The following is a 15,857-nucleotide window of genomic DNA, read 5'->3' on the forward strand; positions in this document are numbered from 1 at the left end:
GTTGATAGGAGCGGCTTTAGCCGCGAGCACAACGACCCGATTACAAGCCATTTGCAATGTTGCCGCGATTAACCGGGCGGGCACGGGTACAATGTCGGCCTTTCTCTCAAGTAACGGCTTTTTTGTCATGTCAGAACCCATCCGCCTCTCCAAACGCCTGATCGAACTGACCGGCTGCTCCCGTCGGGAGGCTGAGCTGTATATCGAAGGCGGCTGGGTCACCGTGGACGGTAAAGTCATCGATGAACCACAGTACAAGGTTGATATCGAAACCGTCGTCCTTGATCGCGAAGCCAAGGCTGATGCCCCCGAGCCGGTGACCATCATCTTCCACAAACCGGCCGCCCTCAGCGAAGCCGACGCTCTGGCGCTGATTACCCCCGCCACCCTCTCGGAAGAGCACAGCTTCGGCAAACGTCCGTTGAAGGGGCACTTTCTGCGCCTGGAACCCATATCGACCCTGCAGGCCAATGCCAGCGGCCTGATGGTGTTCAGTCAGGACTGGAAGATCCTCCGTAAGCTCACCGATGATCGCAGCAAGATCGAGCAAGAGTACGTGGTGGAAATCTCCGGCGAGATGGTCGCCCACGGTCTCAACCGCCTCAATCACGGCATGACTTACAAAGGTGCCGAACTGCCCAAGGTCAAAGCCAGCTGGCAGAGCGAGAACCGCCTGCGTTTCGCGATGAAAAACCCTCAGCCCGGCGTTATCGCCCAAATGTGTGAAGCCGTGGGCCTGAAGATCGTTTCAGTCCGCCGTATCCGCATTGGCGGCGTGTCCATGGGCAAGCTGCCCGAAGCCCAATGGCGCTACATGACTTCCAAAGAGAAGTTCTAAATTCAGTTCAATGCTGCATGACCCGCTCATGCACCGTGACCCCAGCCTTATCAGGATTTACGCATCATGATGAACAACGACGTATTGCGCAGCGTGCGCTACATGCTTGATATCAGCGACGGCAAGATTGTCGACATCACAAAGCTCGGCGGAATGGAGATTTCCAAGGCTGATGTCATCGCCTTCACCAAGAAGGAAGAGGAAGAAGGCTATCTGAATTGCAGCGATGAAATCATGGCGCACTTCCTGGATGGTCTGGTGATCTTCAAGCGCGGCAAGGACGACAGCCGTCCGCCTCAGCCAGTCGAACTGCCCGTCACCAACAACACCGTGCTGAAGAAACTGCGCGTTGCCTTCGAGCTTAAAGAAGAGGACATGCATGCAATCCTCAAGTCCGTGGAATTCCCGGTATCCAAACCCGAACTGAGCGCACTGTTCCGCAAATTCGGTCACAGCAACTACCGTACGTGTGGCGACCAGTTGCTGCGCAACTTCCTCAAGGGCCTGACCCTGCGGGTTCGTCCTTGACCCCAGTGACTCTGAATCAATACGCACCCGGTAAGAGCGAACTTGTTCGCGAGGCAGTGTTTTGCGATACCGCGCCTCGCGAACAACTCGCTCCTACCGGATGCCTGATTCCGCACATCCATGACTGACTCCTACAACATCTCCCCCATCGGATTTGTCCGGTCCTGCTTCAAGGAGAAGTTCGCCATCCCGCGTCAGCCGCAATTGGCTCCGGCGGCTCGTGGCGTGCTGGAATTGGTCGCGCCGTTCGATCAGGGCGATGCGGTGCAGGGCTTGGAACACGTCAGCCATGTCTGGTTGCTGTTCCTGTTTCATCTGGCCCTGGAAGACAAACCACGCCTGAAAGTGCGCCCACCACGGCTAGGCGGCAATCAGTCGATGGGTGTATTCGCGACCCGCGCTACCCACCGTCCGAATGGCATCGGCCAGTCGGTGGTCAAACTGGACAAAGTCGAAGCGGGGCGTCTGTATTTGTCAGGGATCGACCTGCTGGACGGCACTCCAGTACTCGACATCAAGCCCTACGTGCCTTACGCCGACAATGTAGCGAACGCCACCAACGCAATTGCGAGCGCCGCCCCTGCACTTATTCCTGTGAACTGGGAGGAGTCAGCCTTGAAGCAGGCCTACGAGCACGGTTTGCGTCTGGATGAGCCGCTTATCGAGTTGGTCGAGCAATGCCTGGCGCAGGACCCTCGCCCGGCCTATCAGACACCGCCCCCGGAACGCCGCTATGGCGCGCAGTTCTGGGACCTGGACGTGCGCTGGCACTACCCCGAGCCCGGCGTCATCAAGGTGCTTGAAGTGGTGCTGGCCAACGCCTGATCAGACCACTTATCTGCGCCCACAAAAAAACCGCCTGGTCCGTGACCCCCAGGCGGTTTTCTTGTCACTTCAGCGGATTGTGCGAACACACTCCACTCCGTAATTTCAGCGTTTACTTCTCGACGAATGCACGCTCGATCAGATAATCGCCTGGCTCGCGCATGCGCGGAGAAACCGTCAGACCGAAGCTGTTGAGCACTTCGCTGGTTTCATCGAGCATGCTTGGACTACCACACAACATGGCACGGTCGTCCTGAGGGTTGATCGGTGGCAGACCGATGTCGCTGAACAGCTTGCCGCTGCGCATCAGGTCAGTCAGACGACCTTCGTTCTCGAAAGGCTCGCGCGTAACGGTTGGGTAGTAGATCAGCTTGTCGCGCAGCGCTTCGCCGAAGAACTCGTTCTGTGGCAGGTGCTCGGTGATGAATTCGCGGTAAGCGACTTCATTCACATAACGCACGCCGTGACACAGAATGACTTTCTCGAAACGCTCATAGGTTTCAGGGTCCTGAATGACGCTCATGAACGGCGCCAGACCAGTACCGGTGCTGAGAAGGTAAAGATGCTTGCCCGGCTTGAGGTCGTCGAGAACCAGCGTGCCCGTAGGCTTTTTGCTGATGATGATCTCATCGCCTTCCTTCAAGTGTTGCAACTGCGAAGTCAGGGGACCATCAGGTACTTTGATGCTGAAAAATTCGAGATGCTCTTCCCAGTTCGGGCTGGCGATCGAGTAGGCGCGCATGAGCGGGCGACCGTTTGGCTGCTGCAGACCAATCATGACGAACTGACCGTTCTCGAAACGCAGACCTGGATCGCGGGTGCACTTGAAACTGAAGAGTGTGTCGTTCCAGTGGTGGACGCTTAGAACACGCTCGTGGTTCATGTTGCTCATTTACGTGAAAACTCCTGAAATTCGCTTGCGCCGGGGAGGAACGCTATTGCGCAGTATTCTAGTGGGAAGCACAATATCTGTTAAATGAATTATTAAGATATGGGTAATCGGTTATATAGATATGCGATTTACTTTACGTCAACTCCAGGTTTTTGTAGCCGTCGCCCAGCAGGAAAGCGTTTCCCGTGCGGCGATCCTCCTGTCGCTATCGCAATCGGCGGCCAGTACCTCCATCACCGAACTGGAGCGCCAGTCCAGTTGCCAACTGTTCGATCGGGCAGGCAAACGCCTGAGCCTGAATGCCACCGGACGACAGCTGCTCCCCAAGGCGGTCGCCCTGCTGGACCAGGCCAAAGAGATCGAGGACCTGCTCAATGGCAAGTCCGGCTTCGGCTCACTGGCAGTAGGCGCAACCCTGACCATTGGCAACTATCTGGCGACCCTGCTGATCGGCAGCTTCATGCAGCGCCACCCGGAAAGCCAGGTCAAACTGCATGTGCAGAACACTGCGCATATCGTGCAGCAAGTTGCTCACTACGAAATTGACCTGGGTCTGATCGAGGGTGACTGCACTCATCCAGATATTGAGGTGCAGCGCTGGGTCGAGGATGAACTGGTGGTGTTCTGCGCCCCTCAGCATCCTTTGGCCAAACGCGGACATGCCAGCCTGGAAGAGTTGACTGAAGAAGCATGGATTCTGCGCGAACAAGGCTCAGGAACCCGCCTGACGTTTGATCAGGCAATGCGTCACCATCGTAATGCGCTGAATGTGCGTCTGGAGCTGGAACACACCGAAGCCATCAAACGTGCCGTGGAGTCGGGTCTGGGGATTGGTTGTATTTCGCGACTGGCGCTCAGGGATGCGATTCGGCGTGGCAGCCTGGTGGCAGTGGAAACACCGGAGCTGGACTTGTCGCGAGAGTTTTACTTCATCTGGCACAAGCAGAAGTACCAGACTTCTGCCATGCGCGAGTTTCTCGACCTGTGCCGCTCATTGACCGAAGGCGTAAAACGCAGCGACGAAATCGTGCTGCCAAGCATGTACCCGGTGACTTAACCGAACAGAATCAATACCCAGACCGCGGCGATCATTGTCAGCGAGACCATCTGGGCAGCGCTGCCCATGTCCTTGGCATTCTTCGAAAGGGGATGCAGATCCAGCGAGATGCGGTCGATGGCAGCTTCGACCGCAGAGTTCAGCAGTTCAACGATCAACGCCAGCAGGCAGACAGCGATCAACAGTGCCCGCTCGCCCTTGCTGACGTCGACTATAAAAGCCAGGGGCACAAGGATTACATTGAGGAGCACCAATTGTCGAAATGCAGCTTCACCCTTGAAAGCGGCAGACAGCCCATCGAACGAATAACCGGCGGCATTCAGAATACGTTTCAGGCCCGTTTGGCCTTTGAAAGGAGACATAGATAGGCTGCTGTGCAAAAAAGATGATGGAAGCTAATTCAGGACAGATCAAAAAAATGTGAACGCCTGCAGTACGCTTAATTACCCGTTCGGGGAAATGGATTCCAGTTGTTGCAGAAGCAACGCGGCCTGGGTCCGGGTGCGGACTCCCAGCTTGCGGAAAATCGCCGTGACATGGGCCTTGATCGTTGCTTCAGACACGGTCAGCTCATAGGCAATCTGTTTGTTAAGCAACCCTTCACAGACCATGGTCAGTACGCGGAACTGCTGAGGCGTCAAACTGGCCAGGCCAGCGCTCGCGGCCTTGGCTTCATCAGAAACGCTGACGGTTTCGTTAACCTGTGGCGGCCACCAGACATCCCCTTCAAGAACCGTGCGTACCGCCTTTTGAATGGTCTCAAGCGGGCTCGACTTTGGAATGAAACCACTGGCACCAAATTCACGAGACCTGACAACAATCGCAGCTTCTTCCTGAGCCGACACCATTACCACCGGGATCTGCGGGTATTGTCCGCGCAGCAGCACCAGACCGGAAAAGCCATAGGCGCCCGGCATGTTCAAATCCAGCAACACCAGATCCCAGTCAGCCTTCTCGCCCAGACAGGTTTCCAACTGAGCAATGCTATCGGCCTCCACCAGCCTCACATCCGGACCAAGGCCAAGGCTCAACGCCTGATGCAACGCGCTGCGAAACAGCGGATGGTCATCGGCAATCAGGATTTCGTAAGTCATGGGTGTTCCTGTACTTATCAAGTGAGCGCCGATCCATTCAGCACCCAGCAACGCATGGGCAGATGCCAGCAGACGCTTGTAACAACACAAAGCGCGAACCTGACCGGGCAAAAAGCAAGTGTCCGGCTCTCTACGCGGCGCCAGCATGCCCAGCGAAACCGGGGTGGTCAAGCATTAACCCGGCCGCCAACTGCTGTTATTGTGCGCTCATCTGCGGGTAACTCGCGGCGCAACCTTATCTCGTCAGAGAAAAGCCTTCAGGTGAGTATGGGGGACGTCGTCTGAATCGATGGCTTTTTGATACTTCGCGCCCAGATAGTGAGCGGTAAATACATCCAGATAGGCATCCAGCACACCGCTGGCCTGCGTATCGCCAGCCAGCTCAAGACACAGCGCAGCCACTTCCGCGGTGCAGAAATGATCGTCACGTTTAGAGCGGCGCAGACGGTAACGGGACATCTGTTCCGGTTCCAGGCTGAGTACCGGAAAACGCTCCAGGTAAGGACTTTTGCGAAACATCTTGCGCGCTTCGGTCCACGTCGCGTCCAGCAAAATGAACAACGGGCGCTTGCCCTCCTCCGGTACGACTTGATTGACCACCCGTTCTGGAGCAACAAACTCGCCCGGGAAGACGATGTAAGGCTGCCATTGAGGATCATCCAGCAACGCCATTAATTGCTCATCAACGTCGATACGCGACCAGCCGAACGCATGGGTGTCGTCGATCACATCGGCAATCAACCAGCCGGTATTCGTTGGCTTCAGCGGCTCGGTGTCATACATCAGTAAACACATGGCCGAGTTTGCAGCCACATTGGGCTTCCACCCGCACAGACAGTAATCGGGGATGACCCGACACCGATTGCAACGGGGCGCACGCGACCCACGGGCAATAAACGGCTTGGTACTCTGCGCCAGTCGGCGGTCGCGCAGGCGAGAAACGGCATGACTCATGAAGGCATGCGCCGATGAATGGGGAGCGTGAACACTGAAGTAACCCGGCGGGGTGAATAGTCCGCGCAGTTTACCAGAGCAGCGCCCCATCCCGCCTGCACTGTCGATGGATGAATCGCTTTCACTGCCCGTCATCCTTATACTTCTCCCCCATTCACGCGCATCCAGCTTTGCTGCCTGCTGAACATACGTCCAAGTCACCGGTCCAACGGGCCAGTCACTGAATCAGGAGAATTTAATGCTGCGCCTAACTGTCCCCACCCTCACGCTGCTGCTTGCTGCCCCATTCTTCGCCCAGGCGGCGTCGAAGCAGGATTTCGAACTGAGCAAGATGCTCGAAAAAGTTGCGAAAGAAAGCAGCGTCGGCACGCCACGGGCTATCAATGAGGACATTCTCGATCAGGGCTACACGGTTGATGGCAACCAGCTGATCAATCATTTGAGTGTTCGTGAAGGCCAGGCCCAGCAAATGCGCGCCAATCCTGATGCGGTTCGTAATCAACTGGGTAACAGTGTTTGTCATAACAACGGCTATCGCCAGTTGATGACCAAAGGCGCGGTACTGAAGTATCAGTTCACCGAGTACAAGACCAACCGTCCGGTGACCAGCCAGGTTTTCAAGGCCAGCGACTGTTCGGTCAAGAAGTAAGAACTTACCAAATCTTGTCCTGTAAGAGTACGCCGCGCTGTAGCGGAGCTCGGGGACCCTGTAGGAGTGAGCTTGCTCGCGATTTGATTTTTCATTCGATAAATCATCGTCTGATCTGACGCTATCGCGAGCAAGCTCGCTCCTACAGTAAAAATCATTCCAAATCGATACTTCAATATTGTTTGATAGGAGCTGCAGCAGGCTGCGAAAGCGTTATTTCTGACACGCAGATATTCGCAGCCTTCGGCAGCGCCTACAGATTCTCCGCCACTGCCCGCCAGTGCTACGCGTGTCCTCTATTCCATCCGCCCCATCCCGGTTCGACCAGCGGAAATTTTATGCCATAAACAAACGTTGCCAGTTCCAGGCAGGCTAGGCACATTATCGAATTGGAATAAGCGTCACGCTTCAGACGACGGTACGAGCTGAAGCGATGATTTCGCGCACGGAGAAGCCATTAATGCCTTATGTACCCAACGACCTGTTAAGCAATCACTTTCAAAGCAACGGTAACGACCTCACCAGCAAGATCGAAGAACAGATCAATCTGGTTGCACCCAACAGCCCGAACCTTCCTCTTTACCGCGACATGATGCTCACTGTGCTGCGCATGGCTCAGGACGACCGCAATCGCTGGAACGCCAAAATCACCCTGCAGGCCTTGCGTGAACTGGACAATGCTTTTCGGGTACTTGAGCAATTCCGCGGACGTCGCAAGGTGACGGTATTTGGCTCGGCGCGCACGCCGGTTGAGCATCCACTGTATGCGCTGGCCAAAGAGCTTGGCGCACTGCTGGCCAAAGCAGATCTGATGGTCATCACCGGTGCAGGTGGCGGCATCATGGCCGCGGCCCACGAAGGCGCCGGCCTCGATCACAGCCTGGGCTTCAACATCACCCTGCCCTTCGAGCAGCACGCCAATGCGACGGTGGAAGGGACCGGCAACTTGCTGCCCTTCCATTTCTTCTTTACCCGCAAGCTGTTCTTCGTCAAAGAGGCCGATGCGCTGGTGCTTTGTCCAGGTGGATTCGGCACGCTTGATGAAGCGCTTGAAGTACTGACGCTGATTCAGACGGGTAAAAGCCCACTGGTGCCTATCGTATTACTGGATGTGCCCGGCGGAAGCTTTTGGCAGAGCGCACTGGACTTCATCAAGAATCAGCTGGAAGACAATCGCTATATTTTGCCCAACGACATGAAGCTAATGCGTCTGGTCTACAGCGCCGAAGAGGCGGTTGAGGAGATTCATCAGTTCTACAGCAACTTCCATTCAAGCCGTTGGCTGAAGAACAAATTCATTATCCGAATGCATCACCCACTCACCGAGCAGGCCCTTGGGCATATGCAGGAAGCCTTCGCCGACCTGCGTCTGGCTGAAGATTTTCAGCAACACGAATATCAGGGTGAAGAGCACGAGGCGGACTTCAGCCATCTGACGCGTCTGGTTTTCACGTTCAGTGGACGCAATCAAGGGCGTTTGCGGGAATTGGTGGACTACATCAACCTGTCGGAAAACTGGATTCAGCCAAGAGCAGAGTTGAAGATCCGGGAATCCGAGTCTTCAGAAGAAACCTGAGGCTCAGTCATCCTCGCCACGGCCGCTCAACAAGCGGCCGATCATATCCATTGGATAACCGCGATAGCTCAGAAAGCGCCCCTGTTTGGCACGCTCCCGGGCATCTACTGGCAACTGCCCGGCAAACTTGCGCTGCCAGGTCTCATGCATCTTTTCCTGCCAGTTGAAACCACACTCCCGAATCGCCTGCTCGACTTCCGCCCGCTGCAGTCCTCTCTGATTCAGTTCCTCACGAATACGCGCAGGACCGTAACCCGAGCGTGCACGGTAGGAGACAAAACTTTCGAGATAGCGAGCTTCGGACAGCAGTCCTTCTTCCACAAGACGGTCGAGGGCTGGTTCGATGAGTTCAGGCGTTGCGCCGCGCTGACGCAGCTTGCGCGTCAGCTCGACACGACCGTGCTCGCGTCGTGCGAGCAGGTCCATTGCGGTGCGCCTTACGGCGACGGGTGTATCAAGTACCGCTGACATGATCTATCAGATATCGACGTCAGCTTCGGCCATGTCATCAGCTGGCGCTGGTGCACGAGAGGCTTCGGACTTGGTATCAACACCTGGGGTCAGCAGCTTTTCGCGAATCATCTTCTCGAGGGTGGCACCGACTTCCGGGTTATCTGCCAGGAACTTGGCCGAGTTGGCTTTACCCTGACCGATCTTGCTGCCCTGATAGCTATACCAGGCACCGGATTTCTCTACGAAACCATGCAGCACGGCCAGATCAATGATCTCGCCATTGAGGTAGATACCCTTGCCGTAAAGAATCTGGAACTCGGCCTGACGGAACGGCGGAGCCACCTTGTTCTTGACGACTTTGACACGGGTCTCACTGCCGACGACTTCGTCGCCCTCTTTCACTGCACCTGTACGACGAATGTCCAGACGTACCGAGGCGTAGAACTTCAGCGCGTTACCACCGGTAGTGGTTTCCGGGCTACCGAACATTACGCCGATCTTCATACGAATCTGGTTGATGAAGATAACGAGGCAGTTGGCGTTCTTGATGTTGCCGGTGATCTTACGCAGCGCCTGAGACATGAGACGAGCCTGCAGACCCACGTGCATGTCACCCATTTCGCCTTCGATCTCGGCCTTTGGCACCAGAGCGGCAACGGAGTCGACCACGATCACGTCGATGGCGTTGGAGCGCACCAGCATGTCGGTGATTTCCAGTGCCTGCTCGCCGGTGTCCGGCTGCGAAACCAGCAGGTCGTCAACATTGACGCCCAGCTTGCCTGCGTATTCTGGATCAAGCGCGTGCTCGGCGTCGACGAATGCACAGGTAGCGCCCATTTTCTGGGCCTGTGCGATAACCGAAAGCGTCAGCGTCGTTTTACCGGAAGATTCCGGACCGTAGATTTCAACGATCCGGCCTTTTGGCAAACCGCCAATACCCAGCGCGATGTCCAGTCCGAGCGAACCAGTGGAGATAGAAGGAATCGCCTGGCGGTCATGGTCACCCATGCGCATTACGGCACCTTTACCGAATTGACGCTCGATCTGACCCAAGGCCGCAGCCAAGGCTTTCTTCTTGTTGTCGTCCATTGAAGTCCTCACGTAATCAAATTCAATTAGGGGCCTGACGGCCACAACACCTGTATAAGTAGCCAGTATTATTCCACAGGGTTGAGCCCGCGCCTACCCCTGAGTTGGTATTTCTGCACTGACAAGCTGGATCAGCCCTTCTAGCGCGGCCTTCACCGTTTGTCGGCGCACCTCGTCGCGGTTTCCGGCGAACTGTTCGCGCCGGGAAATCAGCTGTTCACCCACACCCCAGCACAGCCATACCGTGCCAACCGGTTTGTCGATCGACCCACCATCTGGTCCGGCAACACCACTGACTGCCACGGCAAACCGTGCCCCGCTGTGACGCTGCGCACCCGACACCATGGCACTCACCACCTCCTCACTGACTGCCCCGACGCGGACAAAAAGCTCCTCTGGAACTTGCAGCTGGAGATTTTTCTGATGATTGGAGTAAGTGACATATCCGGCTTCAAACCAGGCTGAGCTACCGGGTATCCGGGTGATCGCCTCGGCAATGCCACCCCCCGTGCAGGATTCGGCGGTAGTCACCTGAGCCTTGATTGATTGCAGATGCTTGCCCAGGGTTGCCGCAAGCCGGGTGATTTCATCCAAGGTGCTTTTCCTTTAGATAAGTAAAAAAGAAAGCTATGTAACAGAACGCCGGATACAGAGAGCCAGCTGACCCATCACCGTACACGAGCGTTTTCAAGGTGCAAGCAGAAGCGGCCGATAGCGACCGCTTCCCTGGAACAATCATTTGTCTTTCGGTTTCGGGCAGTGCGGTTTCCTGATGGTTTCGACAGTCGTCTCCTTGGGGCGACGACGAGCCTCTTCGATCGGAATGAAACGCCCGCTTCCGGAATCCCTTCCACGTTTGTTAGCCATATAAAATTCCTTTTTCATAAGCCTCTGCTCGGGATTGAGAGGCGACGCAGCAAAGTCTATACAGCGATTTCCGATCTGTGGGCACGCGGAAACGCGCCGTGACGAATAAGCCGTTTTGCAGCGGACCTGCGTCGCGAAGCCTCGCGTGGTAATCTTGCGCCCATCGCAAAACGTACGGACTTACCGACCTGTTAGCCCCAAGGGGATATCAGGCACGCCTCCGAATTTGCCCCATCTTTCTAACGAACTTGCCTAACTATCTGATGAATAAAGCAATTTCCGATCTCTCTTCCCACACCCCGATGATGCAACAGTACTGGCGGCTGAAGAATCAGCATCCCGATCAGTTGATGTTCTACCGCATGGGCGATTTCTACGAAATCTTCTACGAAGACGCGAAGAAGGCCGCCAAATTGCTGGACATCACCCTGACAGCCCGGGGTCAGTCTGCAGGTCAGAGCATTCCCATGTGCGGGATTCCATATCACGCCGCCGAGGGGTATCTGGCCAAGCTGGTGAAGCTCGGTGAATCCGTGGTGATCTGCGAACAGGTCGGCGACCCGGCGACCAGTAAAGGTCCCGTAGACCGCCAGGTGGTAAGGATCATCACTCCCGGCACCGTCAGCGATGAAGCCCTGCTGGACGAGCGTCGCGACAATCTGATCGCAGCCGTCCTGGGTGATGAACGCTTGTTCGGCCTGGCGGTGATGGACATCACCAGTGGCAATTTCAGCGTGCTGGAAATCAAGGGCTGGGAAAACCTGCTGGCGGAGCTTGAGCGCATCAACCCGGTAGAGTTGCTGATTCCGGATGACTGGCCACAAGGCTTGCCGGCGGAAAAACGCCGTGGCGCGCGACGTCGAGCGCCGTGGGACTTCGAACGCGACTCGGCGCTCAAAAGCCTCTGCCAACAGTTCTCCACCCAGGACCTGAAAGGCTTCGGCTGCGAGAACCTGACCCTCGCCATTGGCGCAGCGGGCTGTTTGCTGGGCTACGCCAAGGAAACCCAGCGCACTGCCCTGCCGCATTTGCGCAGCCTGCGTCACGAGCGCCTGGACGATACCGTCATCCTCGATGGTGCCACCCGACGCAACCTGGAACTGGACACCAACCTGGCGGGTGGTCGCGACAACACCCTGCAATCGGTGGTTGATCGCTGTCAGACCGCCATGGGCACACGCCTGCTGACCCGCTGGCTGAATCGTCCGTTGCGCGACCTGTCGATCCTCAAGGCCCGTCAATCGTCGATCACCTGCCTGCTGGAGCGCTATCGCTTCGAGCATCTGCAACCGCAGCTCAAGGAAATCGGCGACATCGAGCGAATCCTTGCGCGTATCGGCCTGCGCAACGCCCGGCCACGCGATCTGGCACGCCTGCGCGACGCACTGAGCGCACTGCCCGAGCTGCAAGTGGCAATGACCGAACTTGAAGCGCCGCATCTGCAGCAACTGGCCAGAATCGCGGGTGTCTATCCCGAGTTGGCCGACCTGCTGCAACGTGCCGTCATTGATAACCCGCCTGCGGTAATCCGCGATGGTGGCGTATTGAAGACCGGCTATGACGCTGAGCTGGACGAATTGCAGTCCCTGAGTGAAAACGCCGGGCAGTTCCTCATTGACCTCGAGGCCCGTGAAAAAGCGCGCACCGGACTGGCCCACCTGAAAGTTGGCTACAACCGGATTCACGGCTACTTCATTGAGCTGCCGAGCAAGCAGGCCGAGCAGGCACCTGCGGACTATATCCGTCGGCAGACGCTGAAAGGTGCCGAGCGCTTTATCACGCCTGAACTGAAAGAGTTCGAAGACAAGGCCCTGTCGGCCAAAAGCCGTGCGCTGGCGCGGGAAAAGATGTTGTACGAAGCGTTGCTGGAAGACCTGATTGGTCATCTCGCACCACTCCAGGACACCGCTTCGGCTCTTGCCGAGCTGGATGTGCTGAGCAACCTGGCCGAACGCGCCCTGAATCTTGACCTGAACTGCCCGCAGTTCGTCGACGAACCCTGCATGCGTATCGATCAAGGCCGTCACCCGGTTGTAGAGCAGGTGCTGACCTCGCCGTTCGTGGCCAACGACCTCGACCTGGACGACAAGACTCGTATGCTGGTCATCACCGGCCCGAACATGGGCGGTAAGTCCACCTACATGCGTCAGACCGCACTGATCGTGTTGCTGGCCCATATCGGCAGCTTCGTACCGGCGGCAAGTTGTGAGTTATCGCTGGTTGACCGGATCTTCACCCGTATCGGCTCCAGCGATGACCTGGCCGGCGGACGTTCGACTTTCATGGTTGAAATGAGCGAAACGGCCAACATTCTGCACAATGCTACGGATCGCAGTCTGGTCTTGATGGATGAGGTCGGACGCGGCACCAGTACTTTCGACGGTCTGTCGTTGGCATGGGCTGCGGCAGAATGTCTCGCCCAACTGCGCGCCTATACGCTGTTCGCCACGCACTATTTCGAGTTGACGGTGCTGCCCGAAAGCGAACCGCTGGTCGCCAACGTGCATCTCAACGCAACTGAGCACAACGAGCGCATCGTGTTCCTGCATCGGGTGCTGCCGGGTCCGGCCAGTCAGAGCTATGGCCTGGCTGTGGCCCAGTTGGCGGGGGTTCCAGCCAACGTCATCGTCCGGGCGAAAGAGCATCTACATCGACTGGAGACCACCAGCCTGCCCCACGAGCAACCTCGTCCCAAAGCAGGTAAACCGGCTGCGCCCATGCAAAGCGACATGTTCGCCAGCCTGCCGCATCCGGTGCTTGAAGAGCTTTCCAGAGCAAAACTCGACGATGTTACGCCACGTCAGGCGCTAGAGTTGTTATATGCACTGCAAACTCGCATCTAACGAGAACCGTAACAAGCTGTTAGAATCCCGCGCGGTTTGAGACGCTGACAGCTTTTAGCCTGGCTGAGCAGTTGATCCTAGCCGCGTGAGACGTAGCGAACCCAGGGTCGAACGCCGTGTAGTGCAGTCGATCTGCATTCAGCGCCGTTTACCTAATGCATGTGTTTCACACGGCGCGGGAGAATCCCGAACCCGGCAACCCTAAACCGAAGGGCTCTGCTGTCGCCGCCTGAGGAGAGAATTAGAAATGACCTTCGTCGTCACCGACAACTGCATCAAGTGCAAATACACCGACTGTGTAGAAGTCTGTCCGGTGGACTGCTTCTACGAAGGCCCGAACTTCCTGGTGATTCACCCGGATGAGTGCATCGACTGTGCGCTTTGCGAGCCTGAATGCCCCGCCCAGGCCATTTTTTCGGAAGATGAGATCCCTGCCGGGATGGAAAACTTCATCGAACTCAACGCCGAGCTCGCGGACGTCTGGCCGAACATCACCGAGAGAAAAGACGCACTGCCTGACGCTAAAGAGTGGGATGGCAAAACCGGCAAGATTGCAGACCTGGAACGCTAAGAATTCCCGGCTGTTGGAAGAAGGCCCCTTTACGGGGCTTTTTTTGTACGCGGCGTCTGGCGTGAACGGTACTTTTCTCCAGACGAAAAAAGGGGCGGTATGACCCGCCCACATTTTTTCCCTAATCCTTTTAATCCCTTTCATCATCCTGATGAATCGCGTCCTGCGATGTCCTTGACTGTCTTCCTTGACGGCCTGTGTCCATCCGTAGACACAGTGCTGATACTAGTGAGTTTTGCCGCAAGAGCAAGTAGGTGAAATCTTTCAAGATTTTCCAGACCCAAACCCCTAAAAATAAAAACCCATATTTATCAGATACTTAGGAAACTACTACGCTCGAATAAGCCGATGTTGTTCACGGTATTTCGCAAAGACTTACAGGACGCGTAAGTAATGGCTTACAGCGAAAAAGTCCGGTCACTCACCGACTAGCCAGGATTCAGCAAATCACCAGGAGCAGCCTGTTAGTTTCTGACCCAATAAAAAACACCCCTGTACGGGGTGTTTTTTATTGGGTGAAAGATAAACACACTGTTTATCTTCATGAACATTCACATCATTGGAACAATGACTCGCTCGACAGACCATTTTTTTCGAGAATCTCACGCAAACGCTTGAGGCCCTCGACCTGGATCTGCCTGACACGCTCGCGAGTAAGGCCGATTTCCAGCCCTACATCTTCCAGCGTGCTGCTCTCGTGCCCGCGCAAGCCGAAACGCCGTATCACGACCTCTCTCTGCTTGTCGGTCAGCTCTGAGAGCCATTGGTCAATGCTCTGTGAAAGGTCATCGTCTTGCAGCAACTCACAAGGATCGGTGGGGCGATCATCGGTCAGGGTGTCGAGCAATGTCTTGTCGGAATCCGGACCGAGAGAAACATCGACAGAGGAAACCCGCTCGTTCAGACCGAGCATGCGCTTGACCTCACCCACCGGCTTTTCAAGCAGGTTGGCGATTTCTTCGGGAGAGGGTTCGTGATCGAGTTTTTGTGTCAGTTCGCGAGCAGCCCGCAAATAGACGTTGAGTTCTTTGACGACATGGATCGGTAACCGAATGGTACGGGTCTGATTCATGATCGCACGCTCAATGGTCTGACGAATCCACCATGTTGCGTAGGTTGAGAAACGGAATCCACGTTCCGGATCGAATTTTTCGACCGCCCTGATGAGCCCGAGGTTGCCCTCTTCGATCAGGTCCAGCAATGACAATCCACGATTGACATACCGCCTGGCGATTTTCACCACCAGCCGCAGGTTGCTTTCAATCATGCGCTTACGACCGGCCGGATCACCTTTTTGCGAGAGCCTCGCAAAATGGACTTCTTCTTCCGGGGTAAGCAACGGGGAGAACCCGATTTCATTGAGGTACAACTGGGTCGCATCAAGCGCCCGGGTGTAGTCGATGTATTTGTGCTGTTTGAGCGATGTGGAGTTTTTGGTTCTGGATCGGGGAGCAGAGGCAGCATGAGTCTGCTTCTCGTCCGTTTCAAGCTCCGACTCCAGAACGATGGCGGTTTCCATAAGGAGAACCTCATCGTCGATGTCAAACTCCGGCGCTTCTTTGCTAAGAGCCATTGTTATAGTCCTTTGGTGAGTTCGACCTCAAGCTCCAGCGACGCCAGT

General features: G+C 56.0%; 16 protein-coding genes. 8 read left to right on the top strand and 8 right to left on the bottom strand.

Going from position 1 to position 15,857, the window contains the following annotated elements:
- The first annotated feature begins 127 nt into the window (after positions 1-127).
- From H8S59_RS08020 to tsaA, 3 genes are all read left to right on the top strand, one after another.
- A complete protein-coding gene (locus tag H8S59_RS08020) occupies positions 128-838 on the top strand; it encodes an rRNA pseudouridine synthase (protein WP_187521072.1) in 711 nt (236 codons plus the stop codon).
- Positions 839-904: 66 nt separating this feature from the next.
- Entirely contained in the window at positions 905-1,366 is a 462-nt protein-coding gene (locus H8S59_RS08025; RefSeq protein ID WP_027901804.1) for a YehS family protein, read from the top strand.
- A 120-nt stretch (positions 1,367-1,486) separates the two neighbouring features.
- Positions 1,487-2,191 (top strand): tRNA (N6-threonylcarbamoyladenosine(37)-N6)-methyltransferase TrmO, encoded by a 705-nt coding sequence (tsaA, locus tag H8S59_RS08030; RefSeq protein WP_187521073.1) that lies wholly within the window; start codon positions 1,487-1,489, stop codon positions 2,189-2,191.
- Positions 2,192-2,303: 112 nt separating this feature from the next.
- Here the strand turns inward: tsaA and fpr are convergent, their stop codons facing one another.
- The gene (gene fpr / locus H8S59_RS08035) at positions 2,304-3,083 is read right to left on the bottom strand and encodes a ferredoxin-NADP reductase (protein WP_002554680.1); all 780 of its coding nucleotides are present in this window, start codon (positions 3,081-3,083) and stop codon (positions 2,304-2,306) included.
- A gap of 121 nt (positions 3,084-3,204) precedes the next feature.
- On the opposite strand from fpr, the gene H8S59_RS08040 reads away from it, so the two are divergent.
- Positions 3,205-4,140 (top strand): LysR family transcriptional regulator, encoded by a 936-nt coding sequence (locus H8S59_RS08040; RefSeq protein WP_095093564.1) that lies wholly within the window; start codon positions 3,205-3,207, stop codon positions 4,138-4,140.
- On the opposite strand, the gene H8S59_RS08045 is transcribed toward H8S59_RS08040, so the two are convergent.
- From H8S59_RS08045 to H8S59_RS08055, 3 genes are all read right to left on the bottom strand, one after another.
- Positions 4,137-4,502 carry a diacylglycerol kinase gene (locus tag H8S59_RS08045; protein WP_095093565.1) on the bottom strand — a complete coding sequence of 122 codons (366 nt, stop codon included), beginning with the start codon at positions 4,500-4,502 and terminating at the stop codon, positions 4,137-4,139. The genes H8S59_RS08040 and H8S59_RS08045 overlap by 4 nt on opposite strands.
- An 81-nt stretch (positions 4,503-4,583) precedes the next feature.
- Complete coding sequence (gene erdR / locus H8S59_RS08050; protein WP_095093566.1) at positions 4,584-5,234, bottom strand: response regulator transcription factor ErdR; 651 nt, start codon at positions 5,232-5,234, stop codon at positions 4,584-4,586.
- A gap of 243 nt (positions 5,235-5,477) precedes the next feature.
- The gene (locus H8S59_RS08055; protein WP_187521086.1) at positions 5,478-6,188 is read right to left on the bottom strand and encodes a tRNA-uridine aminocarboxypropyltransferase; all 711 of its coding nucleotides are present in this window, start codon (positions 6,186-6,188) and stop codon (positions 5,478-5,480) included.
- 238 nt (positions 6,189-6,426) lie between these two features.
- Here H8S59_RS08055 and H8S59_RS08060 point away from each other — a divergent pair, with 238 nt between their 5' ends.
- Positions 6,427-6,837, top strand: a complete 411-nt coding sequence (locus H8S59_RS08060) for a quorum-sensing-regulated virulence factor family protein (protein WP_095093567.1) — start codon at positions 6,427-6,429, stop codon at positions 6,835-6,837.
- A gap of 460 nt (positions 6,838-7,297) precedes the next feature.
- A complete protein-coding gene (locus H8S59_RS08065; RefSeq protein WP_187521074.1) occupies positions 7,298-8,413 on the top strand; it encodes an LOG family protein in 1,116 nt (371 codons plus the stop codon).
- 3 nt (positions 8,414-8,416) lie between these two features.
- Here H8S59_RS08065 and recX read toward each other — a convergent pair whose 3' ends face one another.
- The 3 genes from recX to H8S59_RS08080 all read right to left on the bottom strand — a co-directional run bounded on the left by recX (position 8,417) and on the right by H8S59_RS08080 (position 10,549).
- A complete protein-coding gene (recX, locus tag H8S59_RS08070) occupies positions 8,417-8,884 on the bottom strand; it encodes a recombination regulator RecX (protein ID WP_087273962.1) in 468 nt (155 codons plus the stop codon).
- 6 nt (positions 8,885-8,890) lie between these two features.
- Positions 8,891-9,955 (bottom strand): recombinase RecA, encoded by a 1,065-nt coding sequence (recA, locus tag H8S59_RS08075; RefSeq protein WP_027901813.1) that lies wholly within the window; start codon positions 9,953-9,955, stop codon positions 8,891-8,893.
- Positions 9,956-10,048: 93 nt separating this feature from the next.
- Complete coding sequence (locus H8S59_RS08080) at positions 10,049-10,549, bottom strand: CinA family protein (RefSeq protein ID WP_095093570.1); 501 nt, start codon at positions 10,547-10,549, stop codon at positions 10,049-10,051.
- Between the two features lie 548 nt (positions 10,550-11,097).
- Here H8S59_RS08080 and mutS point away from each other — a divergent pair.
- Complete coding sequence (gene mutS, locus H8S59_RS08085; RefSeq protein ID WP_176469810.1) at positions 11,098-13,665, top strand: DNA mismatch repair protein MutS; 2,568 nt, start codon at positions 11,098-11,100, stop codon at positions 13,663-13,665.
- A gap of 247 nt (positions 13,666-13,912) precedes the next feature.
- Positions 13,913-14,236, top strand: a complete 324-nt coding sequence (gene fdxA / locus H8S59_RS08090) for a ferredoxin FdxA (protein ID WP_095093572.1) — start codon at positions 13,913-13,915, stop codon at positions 14,234-14,236.
- 556 nt (positions 14,237-14,792) lie between these two features.
- Here the strand turns inward: fdxA and rpoS are convergent.
- Positions 14,793-15,809 carry an RNA polymerase sigma factor RpoS gene (rpoS, locus tag H8S59_RS08095; protein WP_095093573.1) on the bottom strand — a complete coding sequence of 339 codons (1,017 nt, stop codon included), beginning with the start codon at positions 15,807-15,809 and terminating at the stop codon, positions 14,793-14,795.
- Between the last annotated feature and the right edge of the window lie 48 nt (positions 15,810-15,857).

Origin of the sequence: Pseudomonas folii (assembly GCF_014357575.1) — a bacterium.
In the GTDB taxonomy this organism is placed as follows: Bacteria; Pseudomonadota; Gammaproteobacteria; order Pseudomonadales; family Pseudomonadaceae; genus Aquipseudomonas; species Aquipseudomonas folii.

Coding starts and splice junctions, on each gene's coding strand:
- H8S59_RS08020 (WP_187521072.1), top strand. CDS start 128: ATGTCAGAACCCATCCGCCTCTCCAAACGCCTGATCGAACTGACCGGC.
- H8S59_RS08025 (WP_027901804.1), top strand. CDS start 905: ATGATGAACAACGACGTATTGCGCAGCGTGCGCTACATGCTTGATATC.
- tsaA (WP_187521073.1), top strand. CDS start 1,487: ATGACTGACTCCTACAACATCTCCCCCATCGGATTTGTCCGGTCCTGC.
- fpr (WP_002554680.1), bottom strand. CDS start 3,083: ATGAGCAACATGAACCACGAGCGTGTTCTAAGCGTCCACCACTGGAAC.
- H8S59_RS08040 (WP_095093564.1), top strand. CDS start 3,205: ATGCGATTTACTTTACGTCAACTCCAGGTTTTTGTAGCCGTCGCCCAG.
- H8S59_RS08045 (WP_095093565.1), bottom strand. CDS start 4,502: ATGTCTCCTTTCAAAGGCCAAACGGGCCTGAAACGTATTCTGAATGCC.
- erdR (WP_095093566.1), bottom strand. CDS start 5,234: ATGACTTACGAAATCCTGATTGCCGATGACCATCCGCTGTTTCGCAGC.
- H8S59_RS08055 (WP_187521086.1), bottom strand. CDS start 6,188: ATGAGTCATGCCGTTTCTCGCCTGCGCGACCGCCGACTGGCGCAGAGT.
- H8S59_RS08060 (WP_095093567.1), top strand. CDS start 6,427: ATGCTGCGCCTAACTGTCCCCACCCTCACGCTGCTGCTTGCTGCCCCA.
- H8S59_RS08065 (WP_187521074.1), top strand. CDS start 7,298: ATGCCTTATGTACCCAACGACCTGTTAAGCAATCACTTTCAAAGCAAC.
- recX (WP_087273962.1), bottom strand. CDS start 8,884: ATGTCAGCGGTACTTGATACACCCGTCGCCGTAAGGCGCACCGCAATG.
- recA (WP_027901813.1), bottom strand. CDS start 9,955: ATGGACGACAACAAGAAGAAAGCCTTGGCTGCGGCCTTGGGTCAGATC.
- fdxA (WP_095093572.1), top strand. CDS start 13,913: ATGACCTTCGTCGTCACCGACAACTGCATCAAGTGCAAATACACCGAC.
- rpoS (WP_095093573.1), bottom strand. CDS start 15,809: ATGGCTCTTAGCAAAGAAGCGCCGGAGTTTGACATCGACGATGAGGTT.